The following is a 23,707-nucleotide window of genomic DNA, read 5'->3' as shown; positions in this document are numbered from 1 at the left end:
TTGGTGGGGTTAGGTATGCGCTTTCGCGCGTTGGTTGCTGTCGTGGGGGTGTTGCTTGCGGCAATGACTGTCAATGCTCTGGCTGCTTCACAGGTAAAGAGCGTTCGCCTGTGGCGAGCGCCGGATAACACGCGACTGGTGTTCGACCTGTCTGGCCCGGTCCAGCACAGCGTCTTTACCCTGACGGCGCCTGATCGCCTGGTGATCGACATCAACGGTGCGAGCCTGGCCGCGCCGCTGAAGGTGTCTACCGCCAATACCCCGATTACCGCCATGCGCTCGGCCCAGCGTACGCCGACCGACTTGCGCGTGGTCATCGACCTGAAAAAGGCCGTGACGCCAAAGAGCTTCTCCCTGGCGCCCAACGCCCAATACGGTAACCGACTGGTGGTCGACCTGTTCGACAACCCCGCCGACGCGGCACCACCGCCTGCGCCGACGCCAAGCGTGGCTACCGTGCCTGCGGTGCCGGTCAACCCGTCGCAACCCCAGGTCAAATTGCCACCGCCGCCGCCCGCGCCGGCAGGCAAGCGCGACATTATCGTGGTGATCGACGCCGGCCACGGTGGCGAAGATCCGGGGGCTTCCGGCTCACGCGGCCAGCATGAGAAAGACGTGGTACTGGCCATCGCTCGCGAGCTGCAACGCCAGGTCAACGGCATGAAAGGCTACCGCGCCGAGCTGACCCGCACCGGTGACTACTTCATTCCGTTGCGTGGCCGTACCGAAATTGCGCGCAAGAAGGGCGCTGACCTGTTCGTGTCCATTCACGCCGACGCCGCGCCTTCAACTGCTGCATTTGGTGCCTCGGTATTTGCCCTGTCGGATCGCGGTGCCACGTCCGAGACCGCCCGCTGGCTGGCCGACAGTGAAAACCGCTCCGACTTGATCGGCGGGGCCGGCAACGTGTCCCTCGATGACAAGGACAAGATGCTCGCCGGTGTGCTGCTCGACCTGTCGATGACCGCCTCGCTGACCTCCAGCCTTAACGTTGGCCAGAAAGTCCTGAGCAATATCGGTCGTGTGACGTCGCTGCATAAACAGCGGGTGGAACAAGCCGGGTTCATGGTGTTGAAGTCGCCGGACATCCCGTCGATCCTGGTGGAAACCGGGTTTATCTCCAACGCCAACGAGGCCTCCAAGCTGGCCAGCGCCAGCCACCAGCAAGCGCTGGCGCGCTCCATCAGTGCGGGCGTGCGCCAGTTCTTCCAGCAGAACCCACCACCGGGCACTTATATCGCCTGGCTACGCGATTCCGGCAAAATCGCCCAGGGCCCGCGTGACCATCGTGTGCAGCCCGGCGACACCGTTGCCATGCTGGCGATACGTTTCCAGGTCACGCCTGCGGCCTTGCGCAGCGCCAATAACCTGAAAACCGATGAGTTGAAGATCGGCCAGGTGTTGACCATTCCCGGCACTGAATTGGCGGCACAGTAATGAGCGAATCCTTGTTGAACAGCGGCTCGCGCATCGAATTGCTCAGCCCGCGCCTGGCTAACCAGATTGCTGCGGGTGAGGTCGTCGAGCGCCCTGCGTCGGTGATCAAGGAGCTGCTGGAAAACAGCATCGACTCTGGTGCCAGGCGCATCGATGTCGACGTGGAGCAGGGCGGCGTCAAGTTGCTGCGGGTACGTGATGACGGCAGCGGCATCTCCTCCGATGATCTGCCGCTGGCTCTGGCCCGTCACGCCACCAGCAAGATCCGTGATCTGGAAGACCTTGAGCGGGTCATGAGCCTGGGTTTTCGCGGTGAAGCCCTGGCCTCCATCAGTTCCGTGGCGCGCCTGACCCTGACCTCCCGCACCCGCGACGCCGAGCAAGCCTGGCAAGTGGAAACCGAAGGCCGCGACATGGCGCCTCGGGTCCAGCCGGCTGCACACCCGGTGGGCACTTCGGTGGAGGTGCGCGACCTGTTCTTCAACACCCCGGCGCGGCGCAAATTCCTCAAGGCCGAGAAAACCGAATTCGATCACCTGCAAGAAGTCATCAAGCGCCTGGCCCTGGCCCGTTTCGATGTGGCGTTTCACCTGCGCCACAACGGCAAGACCATCCTCAGTCTGCACGAAGCCAACGACGACGCCGCCCGCGCACGACGTGTGGCAGCCGTGTGCGGCAGCGGTTTCCTGGAGCAGGCGCTGCCGATTGAAATCGAGCGCAATGGCCTGAGGTTGTGGGGTTGGGTGGGGTTGCCGACGTTCTCCCGTAGCCAGGCCGACTTGCAGTACTTCTTTGTGAATGGCCGTGCGGTTCGCGACAAGCTGGTAGCCCACGCGGTGCGCCAGGCTTATCGCGACGTGCTGTTCAACGGCCGGCACCCCACGTTTGTGCTGTTCTTCGAGGTCGACCCGTCGGTGGTCGACGTCAACGTGCACCCGACCAAGCACGAAGTACGCTTCCGGGACGGGCGCATGGTGCATGACTTCCTGTATGGCACGCTGCACCGCGCCTTGGGCGATGTGCGCCCGGATGATCAACTGTCAGCGCCGATTGTCACGGCGGTGGTGCGCCCGAGCGGTCCTGAGGCCGGTGAGTTCGGTCCGCAAGGTGAAATGAGCCTGGCGGCCAACCTGCTGCAATCGACGCCGTCGCAGCCAGCCTACACGGCGCCAAACTCGGGTGCCGGTGCGGGTTATCAGTACCAATACACACCGCGCCCGCAATCGACGGTGCCGGTGGCCGAGGCCCAGGCGGCTTACCGGGAGTTTTTCGCGCCGCTGCCGGGTGCCGAGCCGGGTGCTGCTCCCTCGTTGCCGGAAGGCGGCGGTGATATCCCGCCGCTGGGCTATGCCCTGGCGCAGCTCAAGGGCATCTACATCCTTGCGGAAAACGCCCATGGCCTGGTGCTGGTGGACATGCATGCCGCCCACGAACGGATCATGTACGAGCGCCTGAAGATCGCCATGGCCAGCGAAGGCCTCAGCGGTCAGCCGCTGCTGGTGCCGGAGTCCCTGGCCGTGAGCCAGCGCGAGGCCGATTGCGCCGAAGAACACCACAGCGTGTTCCAGAAGCTGGGTTTTGAGCTACAACGCCTGGGCCCGGAAACCCTGGCGATCCGTCAGATTCCCGCGCTGCTCAAGCAGGCCGAAGCCAACCGCCTGGTGGCCGACGTGCTGGCAGACCTGATGGAATACGGCACCAGCGACCGTATCCAGGCGCATATCAACGAATTGCTCGGCACCATGGCCTGCCACGGCGCCATCCGCGCCAATCGCCGCCTGGCCCTGCCGGAAATGAACGGCCTGCTGCGTGACATGGAAAACACCGAGCGCAGCGGCCAATGCAACCATGGCCGACCGACCTGGACCCAAATGGGCCTGGACGATCTGGACAAACTGTTCTTGCGCGGCCGTTGATGAGCGCCTTGCCCCCCGCGATCTTCCTGATGGGCCCCACGGCCGCCGGCAAGACGGACCTGGCCATCGAGCTGACCAAGGTGTTGCCCTGCGAGTTGATCAGTGTCGACTCTGCCCTGGTTTACCGGGACATGGATATCGGCACGGCCAAGCCGTCCAAAGCGCTATTGGCCCAATATCCGCATAAATTGATCGACATCATCGACCCGGCGCAGAGCTATTCGGCTGCGGATTTTCGCACCGATGCCCTGGCGGCCATGGCCGAGATCACCGCGCGCGGTAATATCCCGCTGCTGGTGGGTGGCACCATGCTCTACTACAAGGCATTGCAGGAGGGGCTGGCCGATATGCCGCCTGCCGATGCCCAGGTGCGCGCCGAACTCGAAGAAGAGGCTGTACGCCTTGGCTGGCAAGCCCTGCACGACCAGTTGGCAGCGGTGGACCCCGTGTCCGCAGCGCGCATCCACCCCAATGATCCCCAGCGCCTTACCCGTGCCCTGGAAGTTTGGCGTGTCAGCGGCCAGACCATGACTGAACATCGGCTGAAACAAAGTGCGCAAAGTGCTGATGCAGGCGCATCTGGACAGTCACAATTGCCCTATACTGTGGCGAATCTGGCCATCGCTCCGGCAAATCGCCAGGTGCTGCATGAACGAATTGCACAAAGATTCACAATTATGTTGGAACAGGGGTTTGTGGACGAGGTCGTAGCACTGCGTTCAAGAGGTGACCTGCATGCCGGGCTGCCTTCGATACGTGCTGTAGGCTACCGCCAAGTCTGGGATCATCTGGATGGCAAGCTGACGTCAGCCGAAATGCAGGAGCGCGGCATCATCGCCACGCGCCAATTGGCGAAGCGCCAGTTCACCTGGCTGCGCAGCTGGAGCGATTTGCACTGGTTGGACAGCCTGGACAGCGACAATCTGTCACGCGCCTTGAAATACTTGGGAACGGTCTCCATATTGAGCTGAGTCCTTGCAATTGCCGTCTATCCTTGGGGGTGTGACGGCCATAAGCTATCTATTTTCCGATTTTTTATTATTGATCCTTAAAGGAGTGCGGCACATGTCAAAAGGGCATTCGCTACAAGACCCTTACTTGAATACTTTACGTAAAGAGAAAGTTGGGGTTTCCATCTATCTGGTCAACGGTATCAAGTTGCAAGGCACGATCGAGTCGTTCGACCAGTTCGTGATCCTGCTGAAAAACACCGTCAGCCAGATGGTCTACAAACACGCTATCTCGACAGTCGTTCCAGTTCGTCCAATCCGTCTGCCTAGCGCAGCAGGTGATGAACAGGGTGACGCTGAGCCAGGTAACGCCTGATAGGAGTCTCCTTTGTTCTTTGAGCGCCACGGTGGTGGTGAGCGAGTAATCCTCGTTCACTTGGATGGACAGGACCCTGAGGCGCGCGAAGATCCGCAGGAGTTTCAGGAGTTGGCAAATTCGGCCGGCGCCGAGACCGTTGCGTTTTTTAACGTGCCGCGTCATCGGCCAACCGCCAAATACCTGATCGGCAGCGGCAAGGTCGAGGAACTGCGCGACCTGGTTCACGCTGAAGAAGCCGATCTGGTGATCTTCAATCACACCCTCACGCCCAGTCAGGAACGTAACCTCGAACGTGTTTTCGAGTGTCGCGTGATCGACCGTACCGGCCTGATTCTCGATATTTTCGCCCAGCGCGCCCGTACCCATGAAGGCAAGCTCCAGGTCGAACTGGCCCAGCTTGATCACATGAGCACCCGCCTGGTTCGCGGCTGGACTCACCTTGAGCGTCAAGGTGGCGGCATCGGTATGCGCGGTCCGGGTGAAACCCAGCTGGAAACCGACCGGCGTCTGCTGCGGGTTCGCCTGCGCCAGATCAAGGGCCGCCTGGAAAAAGTCCGCAGCCAGCGCGAACAATCGCGCCGTGGCCGTTCCCGTGCGGATATCCCTACCGTGTCCCTGGTGGGCTATACCAACGCCGGCAAGTCCACGCTGTTCAACAACGTGACGAAATCGGACGTGTACGCGGCCGACCAACTGTTCGCCACCCTCGACCCGACCTTGCGCCGTCTGGACATAGACGACCTGGGGCCGATTGTCCTGGCCGATACCGTGGGTTTCATTCGTCACTTGCCGCACAAGCTGGTCGAGGCATTTCGGTCTACGCTCGAAGAGTCGAGCAATTCCGACCTGCTGCTGCACGTGATCGATGCGGCCGAACCGGATCGCATGTTGCAGATTGAACAGGTCATGGTGGTGCTGGGCGAGATTGGTGCCCAGGACTTGCCGATCCTCGAGGTCTATAACAAACTCGATTTGCTTGAAGGTGTTGAGCCACAAATCCAGCGTGACGAAAACGGCAAGCCCCAGCGGGTCTGGCTGTCGGCGCGTGATGGCAGTGGTTTGGACCTGCTTGAGCAAGCGATTGCCGAACTGCTGGGCAGCGATTTGTTTGTCGGCACCTTGCGCTTGCCGCAGCGTTTTGCTCGACTGCGGGCACAGTTTTTCGAACTGGGTGCGGTACAGAAAGAAGAACACGACGAAGAAGGTGTCAGCTTGCTGGCCGTTCGATTGCCACGCTCGGAGCTCAATCGACTGGTCAGTCGCGAGGGTGTTGTGCCGGCGGAGTTCATTGAACAACACACTTTGCAATAAAAGCCTGAGAAAGCGGTTGTGCCGCAGTAGCAGGCATTCTGTAGCATTGGTCGGCGCGCCGTGGGTGCGTCTTTGCTTTATCAGATGGAGAGCGCTATGGCTTGGAATGAGCCGGGTGGCAACTCGAATAATCAGGATCCTTGGGGTGGTAAGCGCCGCAATAATGGCGACCGCAAGGGGCCACCGGATCTCGACGAGGCCTTCCGAAAGCTGCAGGAAAGCCTGAATGGGTTGTTCGGTGGTGGAAAAAAACGTGGCGGTGACGACGGCGGTCGCACCAGCAAGGGCGGCGGCTACGGCCTGCTGGGCCTGGGTCTTGTCGTGCTCGCGGCCGTATGGCTGTACAGCGCGGTCTACGTGGTGGACGAGCAGGAGCAAGCCGTGGTGCTGCGCTTCGGCAAGTACTACGAGACTGTCGGGCCGGGCCTGAACATCTATTTCCCGCCGATCGACAAGAAGTACATGGAAAACGTCACGCGTGAGCGTGCGTACACCAAGCAGGGCCAGATGCTGACCGAAGACGAGAACATCGTCGAAGTGCCGCTGACCGTGCAGTACAAGATCAGCAACCTGCAGGATTTCGTGCTGAACGTTGATCAGCCGGAGATCAGCCTGCAACACGCAACCGAAAGTGCCCTGCGCCATGTGGTGGGTTCCACCGCCATGGACCAGGTGCTGACCGAAGGTCGTGAATTGATGGCCAGTGAAATCAAGGAGCGCCTGCAACGGTTCCTCGATACCTACCGCACCGGTATCACTGTCACTCAGGTGAACGTACAGAGCGCCGCGGCACCGCGTGAAGTGCAGGAAGCGTTTGACGATGTGATCCGCGCCCGTGAAGACGAGCAGCGTTCGCGCAACCAGGCTGAAACCTATGCCAACGGCGTTGTGCCGGAAGCCCGTGGTCAGGCCCAGCGCATCCTTGAAGATGCCAACGGTTATCGCGACGAAGTGGTCTCGCGCGCCAAGGGTGAGGCAGATCGCTTTACCAAGCTGGTTGCCGAGTACCGCAAGGCGCCGGAAGTCACGCGTGAGCGTCTGTACCTGGACACCATGCAGGAAGTTTTCAGCAACACCAGCAAGGTTCTCGTGACCGGCAACAAGGGTGGGCAGAACAACCTGCTGTACCTGCCGCTGGACAAGATGATCGAAAGTGGTCGTAGCGGCACCAGCGCACCGTCCACCGGTTCGAATGCCGCTGCCAACGAAGCGAGCGCCCGTGCGGCCGCTGACTTGCTGCAACAGCAAACACGTACCAGGGAGAGTCGTTGATGAGCAATAAATCGCTGACCGCCCTGATTGTGGGCGTCGTCGTGGTCATCGCTGCCTGGAACTGCTTCTACATAGTGGCTCAGACCGAGCGTGCGGTGCTGCTGCAATTCGGTCGCGTGGTCCAGGCGGATGTCCAGCCAGGCCTGCATGTGAAAGTCCCCTACGTCAACCAGGTGCGCAAGTTCGACGCCCGCCTGATGACCCTGGATGCACCGACACAGCGCTTCCTGACCCTGGAAAAGAAAGCCGTGATGGTTGACGCCTACGCCAAGTGGCGCGTCAAGGATGCCGAGCGCTTCTACACCGCGACCTCCGGCCTCAAGCAGATTGCCGACGAGCGTTTGTCCCGTCGTCTGGAATCGGGCCTGCGTGACCAGTTTGGTAAGCGCACCCTGCATGAGGTGGTTTCTGGTGAACGTGATGCGCTGATGGCGGATATCACCCGTTCGCTGAACACCATGGCGGAAAAAGAGCTGGGTATCGAAGTCGTCGATGTCCGGGTCAAGGCCATTGACCTGCCCAAGGAAGTGAACCGCAGCGTGTTCGAACGTATGAGCACCGAGCGTGAGCGTGAAGCTCGTGAGCATCGTGCCAAGGGTAACGAGCTGGCTGAAGGTATCCGCGCCGATGCTGACCGTCAGCGCCGGGTCCTGCTGGCAGAGGCCTATCGTGAGTCTGAAGAGGCCCGCGGTGATGGTGATGCTCAAGCGGCGGCGATCTACGCCAAGGCTTACGGCCAGGACCAGGAGTTCTACGCGTTCTACCGTAGCCTGCGTGCCTACCGTGAAAGCTTCGCGAACAAAACCGACGTACTGGTGCTGGACCCAAGCAGCGACTTCTTCCGCTACCTGGAAAAGTCCAAGTAACAGGCCTGTGATTCTGTAGGGGGCACTCCGTCGGGCGGCTAAAATGCCTGGCGGGGTGATCCTTTCAGAAAACGGGTGTATGATGCGGCAGCCGGGAAATTCCCGGCTTTTTTGCGTCTGCATGTTTGATTCGGCAGGCGTGACAGGTTTTTCGAGGAAAGTGCCCGACGAGGCCGTTTGCAGGCCGTTCGTCACGTCGCTCTTGCGCGTGGTTTATGCAGGAGGCGGGTATTTTCTGCTTCACTCAAGGCTCGGCCGAGGGCTGGCCGCCCGGATCAAAGGGGAATGGCGTAATGGCAACGGTAGACCGCTGGCTGCTGCCAGATGGCATCGAAGAAGTACTGCCACCAGAAGCTGCGCGCATTGAAGTAGCGCGTCGCCAGGTGTTGGATCTGTTCCAGAGCTGGGGTTACGAGTTTGTCGTGACTCCCCATATCGAGTACCTGGAATCCCTGCTGACCGGCGCGGGCCAGGACCTGGATCTGCGCACCTTCAAGGTGATCGACCCGCAATCGGGCCGGCAAATGGGGTTCCGTGCCGACATCACGCCGCAAGTGGCGCGCATCGACGCGCACACCCTGCGCCGCGAAGGTCCGAGCCGCCTGTGCTACGCCGGCAGCGTGTTGCATGCCCAGCCGCGAGCCTTGTCGTCTTCGCGCAGCCCGATCCAGTTGGGTGCCGAGTTGTACGGCGATGCCAGCCCGAGCAGCGACGTTGAAGTGATCAGCCTGATGCTGGCCATGCTGCAACTGGCTGACGTGCCCGATGTCCACATGGACCTGGGCCACGTCGGTATCTATCGTGGTCTGGCCCGTGCGGCTGGCTTGTCCGGTGAAGTGGAGCAACAGTTGTTCGATGCCCTGCAGCGCAAGGCGATCGACGAAGTGATCGCCCTGACCGAGGGTGTGCCGGCTGAACTGGCCGGTATGCTGCGTGCGCTGGTGGACCTGTGCGGTGGTCGTGAAGTGCTGGTGGCTGCGCGTGAGCGCCTGGCCAATGCGCCGGCGCCGGTATTGGCGGCACTGGATGACGTGCTGGCGATTGCCGAACGCTTGTCGGCGCGGTTCCCGCAGCTGCCGCTGTATTTTGATCTGGGCGAGTTGCGCGGCTACCACTACCACACCGGTGTGGTGTTCGCGGTATTTGTCCCGGGTGTTGGCCAGGCCATCGCCCAAGGTGGTCGTTACGACGATATCGGCGCCGACTTCGGTCGCGCGCGTCCGGCCACTGGTTTTTCCACCGATTTGAAAACCCTGGTGACCCTGGGGCGTGCTGAGGTCGAGCTGCCGTCTGGTGGCATCTGGATGCCCGACAGTACGGACGCGGCGCTCTGGCAGCAGGTTTGCCAGTTACGCAGTGAGGGTCAGCGTGTGGTCCAGGCCTTGCCTGGGCAGCCATTGGCCGCCGCCCGTGAAGCGGACTGCGACCGGCAATTGATTCAGCAGAACGGGCTTTGGCAAGTATCGCCACTGGCTTCTTGAGTTTTCCTGCCGGCCATCGCCGGCACCAAGTTTGCGCGAATGAGGACAAGTGTTATGGGTAAGAATGTCGTAGTCCTGGGCACCCAATGGGGTGATGAGGGCAAAGGCAAGATCGTTGATCTGCTGACCGAACATGCTGCCGCCGTAGTGCGCTACCAGGGTGGCCACAACGCTGGCCACACCCTGGTCATCGATGGCGAAAAAACCGTCTTGCACCTGATTCCGTCGGGCGTACTGCGCGAAGGCGTGCAGTGCCTGATCGGCAACGGCGTGGTAGTTGCACCTGACGCCTTGCTGCGCGAGATCACCAAGCTGGAAGAGAAAGGCGTACCGGTGCGCGAGCGCCTGCGCATCAGCCCGTCCTGCCCGCTGATCCTGTCCTTCCACGTTGCACTGGACCAGGCCCGTGAAAAGGCCCGTGGCGAGCTGAAGATCGGCACTACCGGTCGCGGCATCGGTCCGGCCTATGAAGACAAGGTTGCGCGTCGTGGCCTGCGTGTGGGCGACCTGCTCAACATGCCGCGCTTTGAAGACAAGCTGCGTGAACTGGTGGATTACCACAACTTCATGCTGGTGGGTTACTACAAAGAGCCTGCCATCGAGTTCGACAAGACCCTGGCCGAGTGCAAGGAATACGCAGAGCTGCTCAAGCCGCTGATGCTGGACGTGACCGCCGAGCTGCACGACCTGCGTCGCGCCGGCAAAGACATCATGTTCGAAGGCGCCCAGGGCTCGTTGCTGGACATCGACCACGGCACCTACCCGTACGTGACCAGCTCCAACACCACTGCTGGCGGCGTTGCCACAGGTTCAGGCGTTGGTCCGATGTTCCTGGACTACATCCTGGGCATCACCAAGGCTTACACCACCCGTGTAGGCTCGGGTCCGTTCCCGACTGAGCTGTTCGACGACGTTGGCGCGCACCTGGCCAAGCAGGGTCACGAATTCGGCGCCACCACTGGCCGTGCTCGTCGTTGCGGTTGGTTCGACGCCGTTATCCTGCGTCGCGCTATCGATGTGAACAGCATTTCGGGCATTTGCCTGACCAAGCTGGACGTACTCGACGGCCTGGAAGCCATCAACATCTGCGTCGGCTACAAAGACGCGCAAGGCAACGACGTTGCCCCGACCGACGCTGACAGCTACGTGGGCCTGCAGCCTGTGTACGAAGAAGTGCCAGGTTGGACCGAATCGACCGTGGGCGCCAAGACCCTGGAAGAACTGCCAGCCAACGCCCGCGCTTACATCAAGCGTGTGGAAGAGCTGATCGGTGCACCGATCGACATTATTTCGACCGGCCCGGACCGCAACGAGACCATCGTTCTGCGTCACCCGTTCGCTTAATAAAGTGTTGATGTAAAAAGCAAAGGGCTCCTTCGGGAGCCCTTTGTCGTTTCTGCCTGGCAAACGGCACGACCCTTGCTGTGTTTCCCCCTTTCGAGGTGCTATCAAATTAGTGGCACCCGTGGTGGAGGGGTTTCCAGTGTCTGCCGTTCTCTCGTTGTTACAAAGCCGTCTGTTGCGGCCGGTGTTCGTTACCCTTGGTATCGCCCTTTTGGTGCAAGTGCTGGTTGCCGTCGCGCTGACGCGGAGCACCGTGACCGCGCTGGAAGCTGATTTGGGTAATCGTCTGGGCATCGATAGTCAGAAACTGTCTGGCGAATTGGCCCAGGCCGGCAAGGAGGTCACGTCCAGCCTCGACAGCTTGTCCTCCAGCACGCGCCAGCGCCTGACAGCCGGGCTTTCCACGCGTCTGCAGGAAGAGCAGAAGCAACTGCGTGCGACCCTGGAAAAAGACCTGAAGGACTCCGCCAATGACATGGCGCAGTTGCTGGCCTCGGTCGCGCCCCGCGCCATGTGGGACAGCGATGTGCCAACACTCTCGGAATTTGCCCGGCGTGCCCAACGCAATCCCAACGTGTTGTTCGTCGTGTATGACGACGCCGCGGGTGAGCACCTGACGCGTTATCTGAACCGTGATAACCCGATCAACCAGGCGTTGCTGGCAAAGGGTGCGGGTGAGCGTGCCCTCGATAAAGTGCTGAACGCGGCCAAGACAGACCCGTCGGTGTACTACGTCGAAGCCTCCATCAGCCCAAATGGTGTGGAAATCGGCAAGGTGCGCATGGGCGTGTCGACCGTCGCGGTTGAGGCCGACCTGCAAGCATTGGATAAGCGCTTTGCCGCGCTGATCGCCAGCGGTGATCAACTGGTGGGCGATAGCCTCCAGGGGGCGGCGGCTGATAGTGCCAGCGCCATGGGCGCCAGGCTGCAGTCGGCACAGGCAACTGCCACCCAAATGACTGCAAACACCTCCAGCGCCGTGCAAGAAGCGGCGGGCGCCCTGCGTTGGCGTATCGGCATGGGCCTGGCATTGGTGGGGCTTGGCGTATTGCTGTTGCTCGCTGTTGTGTTGGGCCGGCGCGTGGTCAATCGTCTCAAGCTGCTTATTGCCGCCATGGACGACCTGGCGGCAGGCGAGGGCGACCTCACCAAGCGTGTGCAGATCAACAGCAAGGACGAAATCGGTGATATGGCTTCGGCGGTCAATCGCTTTGTGGATAAGTTGCAGCCCATCGTGCGTGAGGCGGGCGATGTGGCCCAGCGTACCGGTGTGGAAATCGGCGCCATGACATTGCGTAACGCGGGCGCCGACGCGGCAGCGGGTTTGCAGCGCGACGAGGTTGCAGAGAGCTTGCGCGCACTTTCGCAAATGGCTGACGAGGCCCAGGCCGAAAGTCACGCCATGCAAGCGGCCTTGCAGCAGGTGGTGGATATTCGCCAGGCCACGGATGAGAACTCGCGCACCTCGGCTGAGGTCGGCAGCTTGATCGAGGCGTTGGCGGGGCAGGTGCAGGCTGGCTCCCAGGTAATTGAGCGGCTGGCGCAGCAAAGCGAGCAGATCGAAGTCGTGCTAACCGTGATCCACGGTATCGCCGAGCAAACCAATTTGCTTGCCCTGAATGCGGCTATCGAAGCGGCGCGGGCGGGCGAGACTGGACGTGGCTTTGCGGTGGTGGCGGACGAAGTGCGTGCGCTGGCCAGCAAGACCCAAAGCTCTACCGGCGACATCCAGGCGCATATCGTGGCGTTGCAACAGGGCGCGCGTGAGGCGGTGGAAACAATCGGCAAGGCTGGCCGCCAGGCCAATGAGGGCTTGCTGGTGTTGCGCGACAGTGTGCGTTTGCAGCAGACAGTACAAGCGTCGGTGGAGCAGGTGCACGCCGCGATTGGTCTGGCGACGCGTGCGGCTGAGCACCAGGCTCAGGGCGCCCATGCGGTGCGTGGGCGGGTGGAAGTGATCCATGCCCAGGCCGAGCGTGCGGCGCAGGCTGTGGTGGAGACGACGGCCAGTGGCAAGGTGCTGGATGGGTTGGCGGCGCAGTTGAAGGCGAGCCTGGGGCAGTTCCGGGCTTAGTGGTGTCCATACCGGCCTCATCGGGAGCAAGCCCCCTCCCACACTTGATTTGCGAACACATTCAAATGTGGGAGGGGCGGTGCGACGATTCGACTTGCCCCCGATAGCGGTCTCAGCGACTCAGATACATCCGAGTCGTAAGTAGATACACCGGAAACCCCGACACCAATATCAACAACGCTGCATACGGTGCCGCCGCCGCAAACTCCACATTCGAAGTATGCGCCCACACGGCCGTCGCCAAGGTATTCAACCCGGTCGGGCTCAGAAGCAAAGTCGCCGTCAATTCCTTCATCGCATCCAGAAACACCAGCGCAAATGCCGCCCCTAACGCCGGGAAGATAATCGGCAACGTCACTCGGCAAAACGCACTGAACGACGAAGCGCCCAACGTGCGCGCCGCCTCCTCCAGTTGTGGTGCCGCTTTGTTCAAGGCCGTACGAATCGGCGCCTGGGCCAATGGCAAAAACAGCAACGCATAAGCGATCAGCAACAACGCCGAGGTCTGGTACAGCGCGGGCACGTAATGCAGCGCGAAATACACCAGTGTCAGTGCAATCACCAGGCCGGGCAGGGCGTGTAGCAGGTAAGGCAGGCGTTCGGCCCACAGTGCCAACTGGCCTTTGTAGCGCACCACCAGCAAACCTACGGGCACCGCCAGTACCAGGCACAACGCCGCGCCTCCCAGCGACAAGGCAAGTGAGGAGAGCAACGCCTCGCCAATTTCAGCCAGTGGAAACGCGGCGGAAGATCCGACGGCCAACCAATAACCGAGCATCCCCAGTGGAATGCCGCTGCCAATGATCGCCAGCGCCAGGCAATACACCTGCCCCAATGGTGCCCACTTGCCCAGCCGGACCTGCTCGGCATGTCGCGCCGCGCCCTGGCCAATGCGCACGTGTCGGCCTTTGCCACGCACGCGCAACTCCAGCCACAGCAAGGTCAGGCACATCACCAGCAACACCGCCGAGAGCATCGCGGCATTGGCGTTGCTGAATTCCAGTTCGAATTGCTGGTAGATCGCGGTGGTAAAGGTCTGCAGGCCGATGATCGACAAGGCCCCGAACTCCACCAGCATGTGCAGGGCTATCAGGAGTGCCCCGGCCAATAGCGACGGCCATAGCAGCGGTAAGGTGACGCGAAAGAACACGCCCCAGCGATTCAGTCCCAGGGTGCGCGCGGACTCTTCCAGGGACGGGTCAAGGTTGCGCAAGGTTGCTGCCACCGGTAGAAATACCAGCGGGTACTTGGACAGACTCATCACCAGAATCGCGCCACCGAGCCCTTCGAAGCTCGCGCTCAGGGACACCCAGGTAAAGCTGCTGACAAACGCAGGTACCGCAAACGGCAGGCACAGGATTACGCCCCAGATCCTTCGTCCCGGCAGGTTGCTGCGTTCCAGCAGCCAAGCCAGGGACAAGCCGATCACACCACAGGTCACGGTCACGCCGACCATCAGCGCGAGGGTGTTGCGCAGCAGGCCAAACACATAAGGCCGCCACAGCAGATGCACCGCCTCTGCCCAGCCCGCTTGCCAGGCCTTGAGCCCGACATACGCCAGCGGCAGCAGGCTCAGGCCCACTAGCAGCAGTACTGGCAGCAACAGCCAGATCGACGGGCGTTTGCGCCGTGGGCTGAATGCCCCGGCCGTTAGCGATGCGGTCATCAGTTCAAGCCAACGTCACGTTCCAGTTCCAGGGCTTCTTCGGCGTTGCCAAGGTCGGCTGGGGTGACTTTCGGCGGCTGCAGCTCGCTGAAGGGCTTGAGGCCACGGTTGGATTGCATGCCCTTGCGCAGCGGGTACTCGGCCGAGGTGTTGGTGATCACGCGCTGGCCTTCTTCACTGGCCATGAATGCCAGCAGTTGCTGAGCTTCTTTGGGGTGTTTGCTGGATTTCAGTGCGGCAGCGGAGGATACGGTGATCAGGCCGCCAGCATCGCCATCGGTGAAGTAGTGCAGTTGGGAGTCCAGGTTGGTTTTTTCCTTTTTCAGGGCAAACCAGTAATAGTTGTTCACCAGCACGGTGGCCACTTCGCCATTTTCAACGGCCTTGAGGGCGACCATATTGTTGCTGTACACCTTGCCGAAGGCGCGCAGGCCGGTCAGCCACTCTTCGGCGGCTTCGCGACCGTGCAGTTTGATGATCGCCACGGCTTGTTCCTGGAAGGCACCGCTGGTGGGCACGAAGCCAACCTTGCCTTGCCACTCGGGGCCGGCGAAATCCAGGACGGATTTGGGCAGGTCCTTTTCAGCAATCAGTTTTGGATTGAACGCCACGACGCGGGTGCGTGCAGTCACGCCCATCCAGTCACCATTACGACCGACGTAATCCTTGGGCAGCACGTCGAGGGTGCTGGCATCGATCTTCGCCAGCAAGCCTTGCTCGCCGAGTTTGTTCAGCGGCGGCGATTCTTCGGTATAGATCACGTCGGCGGGGGAGCGGTCACCTTCTTCGACGACCTGGCTGGCCAACTGATTGCTGCTGCCTTTGCGCACGTTGACGTGAATGCCGGTCTTGGCTTCAAAGGCTTTGGCGAGTTCATCGCCGACTTCCTTGTGTTGGCCGTTGTACAAGGTCAGGGCGATCTTGTCGGCAGAATAGGCGGCGGGCGAGAGCAGGGTCAGGCTGAGCAGGGTGAGGCTCAGGCCGCGCAGAAGGGATGTTTTGAGACGGTTATCGCGGATCATCATCCGAAGTGTTCCTCGCTATATGCAACAAATCATTGCAAGGATAAACGATAAAACTTCTCAAGTGCGGACGAGGGGGGGAAATCGCTGGGGAGTTTTTCGAGCGTCAGAAACGAAAAAACCCGCTTTCGCGGGTTTGATCTGAATTTGGTGCCCAGGAGAAGACTCGAACTTCCACGACCTTGCGATCACCAGCACCTGAAGCTGGCGTGTCTACCAATTTCACCACCTGGGCATTATCTAACAACGTTGCCGCTGTTGATGGGGCGAACTATACGGCGGGCTTTTTGATCTGTAAACCCCTGATTCGAAAAATATAAATCAATTTTTCCGTTAAAAATCAAAGGTCTGAAACGAAAAAACCCGCTTTCGCGGGTTTGATCTGAATTTGGTGCCCAGGAGAAGACTCGAACTTCCACGACCTTGCGATCACCAGCACCTGAAGCTGGCGTGTCTACCAATTTCACCACCTGGGCATTATCTGACAACGTTGCCGTCGTCGATGGCGCGCACTATACGGAGCGATATTTGAGCTGTAAACCCCTGCCATGAAAAAACCCTGGAAAATTTCGCCAGTGGTCGTGCAAGGTGCGCGGTGGGGGGGCGTAAAGGTCTTTTAAACGCTTGTTGATACCTGAAATTTCCCGTTTCAATACGCGTATGCCAAACTAACCCACATATAGACAAGGTGAAAACTCTCTAATGGCCGATTGGCAGTCCCTCGATCCCGAGGCCGCTCGTGAAGCGGAAAAATATGAAAACCCTATTCCTAGCCGCGAACTGATCCTGGCGCACCTCGCCGATCGTGGTTCGCCTGCTAGCCGCGAGCAGTTGGTCGAAGAATTCGGTCTGACCACCGAAGACCAGCTCGAAGCCCTGCGCCGCCGTCTGCGTGCGATGGAGCGCGATGCTCAATTGATCTACACCCGTCGTGGCACTTACGCGCCGGTAGACAAGCTCGACCTGATCCTGGGCCGCATTGCCGGCCATCGTGACGGTTTCGGCTTCCTGATCCCGGATGACGGCAGTGACGATCTGTTCATGAGCCCGGCGCAAATGCGCCTGGTGTTCGATGGCGACCGCGCCCTGGCGCGGGTTTCCGGCCTGGACCGTCGCGGTCGTCGCGAAGGCGTGATCGTCGAAGTGGTGTCCCGTGCCCACGAGTCCATCGTCGGCCGTTACTTCGAAGAAGGCGGCATCGGCTTTGTGGTTCCGGATAACCCGAAGGTGCAGCAGGAAGTGCTGATCACCCCCGGCCGCAACGGTGCCGCCAAGGTCGGCCAGTTCGTCGAGGTGAAAATCACCCATTGGCCAACGGCGCGCTTCCAGCCCCAGGGCGATATCGTTGAAGTGGTCGGCAACTACATGGCGCCCGGCATGGAAATCGACGTTGCGCTGCGCACCTACGATATTCCTCACGTCTGGCCTGATGCCGTGCTCAAGGAAGCCGCCAAGCTCAAGCCGGAAGTCGAAGAGAAAGACAAAGAAAAACGCATCGACCTGCGTCATCTGCCGTTCGTCACCATTGACGGCGAAGATGCCCGCGACTTCGACGATGCGGTCTACTGCGAAGCCAAGCCTGGCAAGCTGCGCCTGTTCTCCGGCGGCTGGAAGCTGTACGTCGCGATTGCCGACGTGTCCAGCTACGTGAAGATCGGTTCGGCCCTGGATAACGAAGCCCAGGTGCGCGGCAACTCCGTGTACTTCCCTGAGCGCGTGATCCCGATGCTGCCTGAGCAGCTGTCCAACGGCTTGTGCTCCCTGAACCCGAAAGTCGACCGTTTGGCCATGGTGTGCGAGATGACCATCTCCAAAACCGGCGAAATGACCGACTACCAGTTCTACGAAGCGGTGATTCACTCCCAGGCACGCCTGACCTACAACAAGGTCAGCACCATTCTGGAAACACCGAAGACCAGCGAAGCCAAGGCCCTGCGTACCGAGTACGCTGGCGTGGTCCCACACCTCAAGCAGTTGTACTCGCTGTACAAGGTGCTGCTGGGCGCCCGTCATACCCGTGGCGCGATCGATTTTGAAACCCAGGAAACCCGGATTGTTTTCGGTTCCGAGCGCAAGATCGCCGCTATCACCCCGACCACCCGTAACGACGCGCACAAGTTGATTGAGGAATGCATGCTGGCGGCCAACGTGGCCACTGCCGAGTTCCTGAAGAAGCACGAAATTCCTGCGCTGTACCGCGTCCACGACGGCCCGCCGCCGGAACGTCTGGAAAAACTGCGCGCCTTCCTTGGTGAGCTTGGCCTGTCCCTGCATAAAGGCAAGGACGGCCCGACGCCCAAGGATTACCAGGCTTTGCTGGCCAGCATCAAGGATCGTCCGGATTACCACGTGATTCAGACCGTGATGCTGCGTTCCCTGAGCCAGGCGGTGTACAGCGCCGATAACCAGGGTCACTTTGGCCTCAACTACGAAGCGTACACCCACTTCACGTCGCCGATCCGTCGTTACCCGGATTTGCTCACGCACCGGGCGATCCGCAGCGTGATCCACTCCAGGCAGAACACCCCGCACGTCAAGCGCGCCGGTGCCATGACCATTCCGAAGGCGCGGATCTATCCGTACGACGAGGCGGCCCTGGAGCAGTTGGGCGAGCAGTGCTCCATGAGCGAGCGCCGCGCCGACGAAGCCACCCGCGACGTAGTGAACTGGCTCAAGTGCGAGTTCATGAAGGATCGCGTGGGCGAATCGTTCCCGGGCGTGATCACTGCTGTGACGGGCTTTGGTCTGTTCGTGGAACTGACCGACATCTACGTCGAGGGCCTGGTGCATGTCACCGCCTTGCCGGGTGACTACTACCACTTCGATCCTGTGCACCACCGTCTGGCGGGCGAGCGCACCGGTCGCAGCTTCCGCTTGGGCGATACCGTCGAAGTGCAGGTCATGCGCGTCGATCTGGACGAACGCAAGATCGACTTCGGTATGCCTGACAAGCCCGCTGAGCCGGCTGGCCGCAAAAAGCGTGGCAGCGAAACCGCAGCGCCGGCTTCCAAAGGCAAGGCCACTGGCGCGAAGACGGCTGCCGAGCCTGCACCTGCCAAGTCGGGGCGTCGCTCTTCCGCCAAGGAAAAGGCTCCTGAAGCCTACCGCCCAAGCGATGCTGCGGCGAAAAACGCCGAGCTGCGCAAGAGCCGCGAGTTGAAGCAGCAGCTGCTCAACGAAGCCAAAAGTGGTGGTAAAGCGGCGTCTGGGGGAAAGTCCCAAGGGGCGGAAAAACCGTCGAGCAAGCCAAGTAAACATCGTAAAGGCCCGCCAAAAGCGGGCTCTGCCCCCGCGAAAAGCGGCGGGTCGCGCAAACCTAAGGCCAAGTCATGAGTTTGGAAAAAATCTACGGCGTGCACGCCGTAGAAGCACTGCTGCGTCATCACCCCAAGCGGGTCAAGCAGGTTTGGTTGGCCGAAGGCCGCAGTGAGCCGCGCGTACAGGCGCTGGTTGAACTGGCTAACCAAAACAAGGTTGCCATCGGCCAGGCCGAGCGTCGCGAAATGGACGTGTGGGTTGAAGGTGTACACCAGGGCGTGGTCGCGGACGTCAGCCCGAGCCAGGTATGGGGCGAGGCGATGCTCGACGAGCTGCTCGACCGTACCGAAGGCGCGCCTCTGTTGCTGGTACTGGACGGCGTGACCGACCCGCACAACCTCGGCGCCTGCCTGCGTTCGGCAGATGCTGCCGGCGCGCTTGCGGTGATCGTGCCTAAAGACAAGTCTGCAACCTTGACGCCGGTGGTGCGCAAAGTGGCTTGCGGCGCGGCAGAGGTGATTCCGCTGGTGGCCGTGACCAACCTGGCGCGCACCCTGGAGAAACTCCAGCAGCGCGGCCTGTGGGTCGTGGGTACGGCAGGCGAGGCCGAGGTCAGCATTTATGACCAGGACTTGACCGGCCCGACCATCCTGATCATGGGCGCCGAAGGCAAAGGCATGCGTCGTTTGACCCGTGAGCATTGCGATTATCTGGTGCACTTGCCGATGGCCGGTAGCGTCAGCAGCCTGAACGTATCGGTGGCGACGGGCGTGTGCCTGTTTGAAGCCCAGCGTCAGCGTGGTGCCAAGGTCAAAGCCAAGAAGTAATCCCGAGCCTGGCACAGAACCAAAATGTGGGAGGGGGCTTGCTCCCGATAGCGGTGGGTCAGTTACAGATGATGTGACTGAACTCCCGCAATCGGGAGCAAGCCCCCTCCCACATTTAATTTTGTGGTGTTTGGAAAGTTGTTCAAATAATCACCAATCACCTTGCGCCGCTTCTCCCCCTTCTCTACAATTGCGCCCCTTGCCTTCCTGGCAGGCACCGATGTGCCTCCCCTACGGCAAGATCCATAAGTGTCATTCACTCCTTGTCTGACCGTTTTTGAGCGGCAGGCTACAACCCGTAAGGAGCATTCATGCGTCATTACGAAATCATCTTTTTGGTCCACCCGGATCAAAGCGAGCAAGTCGGCGGCATGGTTGAGCGTTACACCAAGCTGATCGAAGAAGACGGCGGCAAAATCCACCGTCTGGAAGATTGGGGCCGTCGTCAACTGGCCTACGCAATCAACAATGTTCACAAGGCTCACTACGTGATGCTGAACGTTGAGTGCACTGGCAAGGCCCTGGCCGAGCTGGAAGACAACTTCCGCTACAACGATGCAGTGATCCGTAACCTGGTCATCCGTCGCGAAGAAGCCGTTACCGGCCAATCCGAGATGCTCAAGGCTGAAGAAAACCGCAGTGAGCGCCGTGAGCGTCGCGACCGTCCTGAAGAAGGCGCTGATGATAGCGCTGATGACAGTGACAACAGCGATAACGCTGACGAGTAATCCACGGACCTTATTAAGGAGCCTATCAAATGGCACGTTTCTTCCGTCGTCGTAAATTCTGCCGCTTCACCGCTGAAGACGTGAAAGAGATCGATTACAAAGATCTCAACACTCTGAAAGCTTACGTATCCGAGACCGGCAAAATCGTTCCAAGCCGTATCACCGGTACCAAAGCACGTTATCAGCGTCAGCTGGCCACCGCTATCAAGCGCGCCCGCTTCCTGGCCCTGCTGGCCTACACCGACAGCCACGGCCGCTGAGACCGGGCAGTCGACAAGTAGTAAGGGATTGAATGCATGCGCGCCTTAGCTGAGTTCATCATGCGCGGTCGCGTGCAGGCCACTCTGGTAGTGGCTGGCTGTGCGGCATTGCCGTTGCTTTATTGGTTGGGTGCTGCCGCAGGTTGCCTTGTGCTGCTGCGGCGCGGTTTGAAGGACGCCCTTGGCGTTCTTGCCCTGGGTTTGTTGCCGGCCTTGATCTGGTGGCTGCAAATGGGTGATCCACGGGTACTTCTGGTACTGCTGGGGTCATCGAGCCTTGCGTTGGTTCTGCGCGCAAGTGAGTCCTGGGTCCGTACGCTGCTGGTCAGCGTGGCATTGGGGTTGGTGTACTCAGTGATGCTTGGCGCGGCTTTCCGCCCGCAAATCGAGGCGCTGTCGCAGGAGATCGTCAAGATCCTGCCACTGGCTCTCGGGGATCTCTACCAGCAGTTGTCGGTAGATGAGCGAGCGCGGTTTGCGTCACTGATTGCCCCGGTCCTGACCGGCCTGATTGCGGCATTGTTGCAGGTCGTCAGCGTGCTGAGCCTGATTCTTGGGCGTTATTGGCAGGCGTTGTTGTACAACCCGGGTGGTTTTGGTCGCGAGTTTCGCAGTATCAGAATCCCTGCGGGGCCGGCGATGTTGCTGCTGGCGTGCATGGTTGTCGGACCGAACTTCGGTCCACAGATGGCCTTGCTGGCGCCGATTTGCAGCGTACCGCTGGTGTTTGCCGGGCTGGCCCTGATTCACGGGCTGGTTGCGCGAAAGCGCCTGGCCAGGTTCTGGCTGGTGGGGTTGTACGTCACGCTGTTGCTGTTCATGCAGCTGATCTATCCGTTACTCGTGGTTCTGGCCATTGTCGACGGCCTGATTGATTTTCGCGGACGTCTGGCGTCGAAAGATGCCGATAGCGCGAACGGTGAAGGTTAAAAGTTAGAGGATTTTCACATGCAACTGATCCTTCTGGAAAAAGTCGCCAACCTGGGCAACCTGGGCGACAAAGTGAACGTTAAGGCCGGCTACGGTCGTAACTACCTGCTGCCATACGGCAAAGCCACCGCTGCAACCGCTGCCAACCTGGCTGCGTTTGAAGAGCGTCGTGCTGAGCTGGAAAAAGCCGCAGCAGACAAAAAAGCTTCGGCCGAAACTCGCGCTGCCCAACTGGCTGAGCTGGAAGTGACTATCACTGCCACCGCCGGTGACGAAGGCAAGCTGTTCGGTTCGATCGGCACCCACGACATCGCTGATGCACTGACCGCCTCCGGCGTTGAAGTGCAGAAGAGCGAAGTTCGTCTGCCGAACGGCACCATCCGCAACGTAGGCGAATTCGACGTAGCCGTGCACCTGCACGCCGAAGTTGAAGCCACCGTACGCGTTGTCGTGGTAGCAGCTTAAGTCGCACCTAACTGACTGGCACCTCGCGTGTCAGCCGGTTAACATCGGGCACGATCCTGTTTACAGGTCGTGCCTTTTGTTTTTCTACACACCCTTAAATTCCAAGTGGCCATGAACGAAATCTCCGCTCCTGAGCAATACGATCTGCAAACCGCTGCCCTGAAGGTGCCGCCGCATTCCATCGAGGCCGAACAGGCCGTGCTCGGTGGCTTGATGCTGGACAACAACGCCTGGGAACGCGTGCTGGATCAAGTCTCGGACGGTGACTTCTATCGCCATGACCACCGCCTGATCTTCCGCGCCATCGCCAAGCTGGCCGACCAGAACTCACCGATCGACGTGGTGACCCTGGCCGAGCAGCTGGACAAGGAAGGCCAGACCTCCCAGGTTGGCGGGCTGGGCTACCTCGGTGAACTGGCGAAAAACACGCCGTCCGTCGCCAACATCAAGGCCTATGCGCAGATCGTCCGCGAGCGCGCCACCCTGCGCCAGTTGATCGGCATCAGCACCGAAATCGCCGACAGCGCCTTCAACCCGGAAGGCCGTACCGCCGCCGAGATCCTTGATGAAGCCGAACGCCAGATCTTCCAGATCGCCGAAGCACGGCCCAAGACCGGTGGCCCGGTCAGTGTCAACGACCTGCTGACCAAGGCTATCGACCGTATCGATACCTTGTTCAACACCGACGCGGCCATTACCGGTATTTCCACCGGCTACACCGACCTCGACGAAAAGACCAGCGGCCTGCAGCCGTCCGACCTGATCATCGTCGCCGGCCGTCCGTCCATGGGTAAGACCACCTTTGCGATGAACCTGGTGGAAAACGCCGTACTGCGCAGCGACAAGGCGGTATTGGTGTACTCCCTCGAAATGCCAGGCGAATCGCTGATCATGCGTATGCTTTCGTCCCTGGGTCGTATCGACCAGACCAAAGTGCGTTCCGGCCAGTTGGAAGACGACGATTGGCCGCGCTTGACCTCGGCGGTCAACCTGCTCAATGACCGCAAGCTGTTCATCGACGACACGGCCGGTATCAGCCCGTCCGAGATGCGTGCGCGTACCCGCCGCCTGGTACGTGAACACGGCGATATCGCGCTGATCATGATCGACTACCTGCAGTTGATGCAGATTCCGGGCTCCAGCGGCGATAACCGTACCAACGAGATTTCCGAAATCTCCCGTTCCCTGAAAGCCCTGGCCAAGGAATTCAACTGCCCAGTGGTGGCGCTGTCCCAGCTCAACCGCTCCCTGGAACAACGCCCCAACAAGCGTCCGGTGAACTCCGACTTGCGTGAATCCGGAGCGATCGAGCAGGACGCCGACGTGATCATGTTCGTGTACCGCGACGAGGTGTACCACCCCGAAACGGAACACAAAGGCATTGCCGAGATCATTATCGGCAAGCAGCGTAACGGCCCGATCGGCTTTATTCGCCTGGCGTTCATCGGTAAGTACACGCGCTTCGAGAACCTGGCGCCGGGCAGTTACAACTTCGACGACGACGAGTAACCGTTGGCCGAG

Annotated in this window: 19 protein-coding genes and 2 tRNA genes; 17 read left to right on the top strand and 4 right to left on the bottom strand. The window is 60.4% G+C overall.

Annotated features, from left to right (window positions below):
- The first annotated feature begins 15 nt into the window (after positions 1 to 15).
- From TK42_RS07125 to TK42_RS07080, 10 genes are all read left to right on the top strand, one after another.
- The gene (locus TK42_RS07125; protein WP_103733911.1) at positions 16 to 1,437 is read left to right on the top strand and encodes an N-acetylmuramoyl-L-alanine amidase; all 1,422 of its coding nucleotides are present in this window, start codon (positions 16 to 18) and stop codon (positions 1,435 to 1,437) included.
- Complete coding sequence (mutL, locus tag TK42_RS07120) at positions 1,437 to 3,353, top strand: DNA mismatch repair endonuclease MutL (protein ID WP_032878206.1); 1,917 nt, start codon at positions 1,437 to 1,439, stop codon at positions 3,351 to 3,353. The genes TK42_RS07125 and mutL overlap by 1 nt, the downstream gene beginning before the upstream one ends.
- Positions 3,353 to 4,324 carry a tRNA (adenosine(37)-N6)-dimethylallyltransferase MiaA gene (gene miaA / locus TK42_RS07115; RefSeq protein WP_103733910.1) on the top strand — a complete coding sequence of 324 codons (972 nt, stop codon included), beginning with the start codon at positions 3,353 to 3,355 and terminating at the stop codon, positions 4,322 to 4,324. Before mutL ends, miaA begins: the two co-directional genes overlap by 1 nt.
- Before the next feature lie 94 nt (positions 4,325 to 4,418).
- Positions 4,419 to 4,679, top strand: coding sequence for an RNA chaperone Hfq (hfq, locus tag TK42_RS07110; protein WP_003188059.1), 261 nt, complete (start codon positions 4,419 to 4,421; stop codon positions 4,677 to 4,679).
- 12 nt (positions 4,680 to 4,691) lie between these two features.
- Positions 4,692 to 5,993: a ribosome rescue GTPase HflX gene (gene hflX, locus TK42_RS07105; protein WP_032878202.1), complete on the top strand. Its 1,302-nt coding sequence runs from the start codon at positions 4,692 to 4,694 to the stop codon at positions 5,991 to 5,993.
- Between the two features lie 96 nt (positions 5,994 to 6,089).
- Entirely contained in the window at positions 6,090 to 7,265 is a 1,176-nt protein-coding gene (gene hflK / locus TK42_RS07100) for an FtsH protease activity modulator HflK (protein WP_005784234.1), read from the top strand.
- The gene (gene hflC, locus TK42_RS07095; protein WP_003188064.1) at positions 7,265 to 8,131 is read left to right on the top strand and encodes a protease modulator HflC; all 867 of its coding nucleotides are present in this window, start codon (positions 7,265 to 7,267) and stop codon (positions 8,129 to 8,131) included. Before hflK ends, hflC begins: the two co-directional genes overlap by 1 nt.
- Positions 8,132 to 8,424: 293 nt before the next feature.
- Positions 8,425 to 9,612: an ATP phosphoribosyltransferase regulatory subunit gene (locus tag TK42_RS07090; protein ID WP_032878199.1), complete on the top strand. Its 1,188-nt coding sequence runs from the start codon at positions 8,425 to 8,427 to the stop codon at positions 9,610 to 9,612.
- Positions 9,613 to 9,666: 54 nt separating this feature from the next.
- The gene (locus TK42_RS07085; protein WP_005784238.1) at positions 9,667 to 10,956 is read left to right on the top strand and encodes an adenylosuccinate synthase; all 1,290 of its coding nucleotides are present in this window, start codon (positions 9,667 to 9,669) and stop codon (positions 10,954 to 10,956) included.
- Positions 10,957 to 11,095: 139 nt separating this feature from the next.
- Positions 11,096 to 13,030, top strand: coding sequence for a methyl-accepting chemotaxis protein (locus TK42_RS07080; protein WP_103733909.1), 1,935 nt, complete (start codon positions 11,096 to 11,098; stop codon positions 13,028 to 13,030).
- Positions 13,031 to 13,142: 112 nt separating this feature from the next.
- Here TK42_RS07080 and TK42_RS07075 read toward each other — a convergent pair whose 3' ends face one another.
- The 4 genes from TK42_RS07075 to TK42_RS07060 all read right to left on the bottom strand — a co-directional run bounded on the left by TK42_RS07075 (position 13,143) and on the right by TK42_RS07060 (position 16,194).
- A complete protein-coding gene (locus TK42_RS07075; protein WP_103733908.1) occupies positions 13,143 to 14,696 on the bottom strand; it encodes an iron ABC transporter permease in 1,554 nt (517 codons plus the stop codon).
- Positions 14,696 to 15,721: an iron ABC transporter substrate-binding protein gene (locus TK42_RS07070; RefSeq protein WP_032878194.1), complete on the bottom strand. Its 1,026-nt coding sequence runs from the start codon at positions 15,719 to 15,721 to the stop codon at positions 14,696 to 14,698. Before TK42_RS07070 ends, TK42_RS07075 begins: the two co-directional genes overlap by 1 nt.
- A 145-nt stretch (positions 15,722 to 15,866) precedes the next feature.
- Positions 15,867 to 15,953: transfer RNA gene (locus TK42_RS07065), tRNA-Leu, on the bottom strand.
- A 154-nt stretch (positions 15,954 to 16,107) separates the two neighbouring features.
- A tRNA-Leu gene (locus tag TK42_RS07060) sits at positions 16,108 to 16,194 on the bottom strand.
- Positions 16,195 to 16,420: 226 nt separating this feature from the next.
- Between TK42_RS07060 and rnr the strand changes: the two genes are divergently transcribed.
- From rnr to dnaB, 7 genes are all read left to right on the top strand, one after another.
- Positions 16,421 to 19,051: a ribonuclease R gene (gene rnr, locus TK42_RS07055; RefSeq protein WP_032878192.1), complete on the top strand. Its 2,631-nt coding sequence runs from the start codon at positions 16,421 to 16,423 to the stop codon at positions 19,049 to 19,051.
- Positions 19,048 to 19,803: a 23S rRNA (guanosine(2251)-2'-O)-methyltransferase RlmB gene (gene rlmB / locus TK42_RS07050; RefSeq protein ID WP_024073089.1), complete on the top strand. Its 756-nt coding sequence runs from the start codon at positions 19,048 to 19,050 to the stop codon at positions 19,801 to 19,803. The genes rnr and rlmB overlap by 4 nt, the downstream gene beginning before the upstream one ends.
- A gap of 311 nt (positions 19,804 to 20,114) precedes the next feature.
- Positions 20,115 to 20,531: a 30S ribosomal protein S6 gene (rpsF, locus tag TK42_RS07045; protein WP_005784250.1), complete on the top strand. Its 417-nt coding sequence runs from the start codon at positions 20,115 to 20,117 to the stop codon at positions 20,529 to 20,531.
- A 29-nt stretch (positions 20,532 to 20,560) separates the two neighbouring features.
- On the top strand, positions 20,561 to 20,791 hold the full coding sequence (gene rpsR, locus TK42_RS07040) for a 30S ribosomal protein S18 (RefSeq protein ID WP_002551829.1): 231 nt from the start codon (positions 20,561 to 20,563) through the stop codon (positions 20,789 to 20,791).
- 36 nt (positions 20,792 to 20,827) lie between these two features.
- A complete protein-coding gene (locus TK42_RS07035; RefSeq protein WP_005784252.1) occupies positions 20,828 to 21,721 on the top strand; it encodes a hypothetical protein in 894 nt (297 codons plus the stop codon).
- A gap of 18 nt (positions 21,722 to 21,739) precedes the next feature.
- Complete coding sequence (rplI, locus tag TK42_RS07030; protein ID WP_003171376.1) at positions 21,740 to 22,186, top strand: 50S ribosomal protein L9; 447 nt, start codon at positions 21,740 to 21,742, stop codon at positions 22,184 to 22,186.
- Between the two features lie 111 nt (positions 22,187 to 22,297).
- Positions 22,298 to 23,695, top strand: a complete 1,398-nt coding sequence (gene dnaB / locus TK42_RS07025; protein ID WP_003188079.1) for a replicative DNA helicase — start codon at positions 22,298 to 22,300, stop codon at positions 23,693 to 23,695.
- The last annotated feature ends 12 nt before the right edge of the window (positions 23,696 to 23,707 follow it).

Source organism: Pseudomonas sp. GZJR-8, assembly GCF_002916705.1.
Taxonomy (GTDB): domain Bacteria; phylum Pseudomonadota; class Gammaproteobacteria; order Pseudomonadales; family Pseudomonadaceae; genus Aquipseudomonas; species Aquipseudomonas synxantha_A.
The sequence above is the reverse complement of the archived record's forward strand: the minus strand, read 5'-3'. Positions and strand labels throughout refer to the sequence as shown.

Excerpts from the sequence above, each read along its gene's own strand:
- TK42_RS07125 (WP_103733911.1), top strand. The coding sequence starts at position 16 with ATGCGCTTTCGCGCGTTGGTTGCTGTCGTGGGGGTGTTGCTTGCGGCA.
- mutL (WP_032878206.1), top strand. The coding sequence starts at position 1,437 with ATGAGCGAATCCTTGTTGAACAGCGGCTCGCGCATCGAATTGCTCAGC.
- miaA (WP_103733910.1), top strand. The coding sequence starts at position 3,353 with ATGAGCGCCTTGCCCCCCGCGATCTTCCTGATGGGCCCCACGGCCGCC.
- hfq (WP_003188059.1), top strand. The coding sequence starts at position 4,419 with ATGTCAAAAGGGCATTCGCTACAAGACCCTTACTTGAATACTTTACGT.
- hflK (WP_005784234.1), top strand. The coding sequence starts at position 6,090 with ATGGCTTGGAATGAGCCGGGTGGCAACTCGAATAATCAGGATCCTTGG.
- hflC (WP_003188064.1), top strand. The coding sequence starts at position 7,265 with ATGAGCAATAAATCGCTGACCGCCCTGATTGTGGGCGTCGTCGTGGTC.
- TK42_RS07090 (WP_032878199.1), top strand. The coding sequence starts at position 8,425 with ATGGCAACGGTAGACCGCTGGCTGCTGCCAGATGGCATCGAAGAAGTA.
- TK42_RS07085 (WP_005784238.1), top strand. The coding sequence starts at position 9,667 with ATGGGTAAGAATGTCGTAGTCCTGGGCACCCAATGGGGTGATGAGGGC.
- TK42_RS07075 (WP_103733908.1), bottom strand. The coding sequence starts at position 14,696 with ATGACCGCATCGCTAACGGCCGGGGCATTCAGCCCACGGCGCAAACGC.
- TK42_RS07070 (WP_032878194.1), bottom strand. The coding sequence starts at position 15,721 with ATGATGATCCGCGATAACCGTCTCAAAACATCCCTTCTGCGCGGCCTG.
- rnr (WP_032878192.1), top strand. The coding sequence starts at position 16,421 with ATGGCCGATTGGCAGTCCCTCGATCCCGAGGCCGCTCGTGAAGCGGAA.
- rlmB (WP_024073089.1), top strand. The coding sequence starts at position 19,048 with ATGAGTTTGGAAAAAATCTACGGCGTGCACGCCGTAGAAGCACTGCTG.
- rpsF (WP_005784250.1), top strand. The coding sequence starts at position 20,115 with ATGCGTCATTACGAAATCATCTTTTTGGTCCACCCGGATCAAAGCGAG.
- rpsR (WP_002551829.1), top strand. The coding sequence starts at position 20,561 with ATGGCACGTTTCTTCCGTCGTCGTAAATTCTGCCGCTTCACCGCTGAA.
- TK42_RS07035 (WP_005784252.1), top strand. The coding sequence starts at position 20,828 with ATGCGCGCCTTAGCTGAGTTCATCATGCGCGGTCGCGTGCAGGCCACT.
- rplI (WP_003171376.1), top strand. The coding sequence starts at position 21,740 with ATGCAACTGATCCTTCTGGAAAAAGTCGCCAACCTGGGCAACCTGGGC.
- dnaB (WP_003188079.1), top strand. The coding sequence starts at position 22,298 with ATGAACGAAATCTCCGCTCCTGAGCAATACGATCTGCAAACCGCTGCC.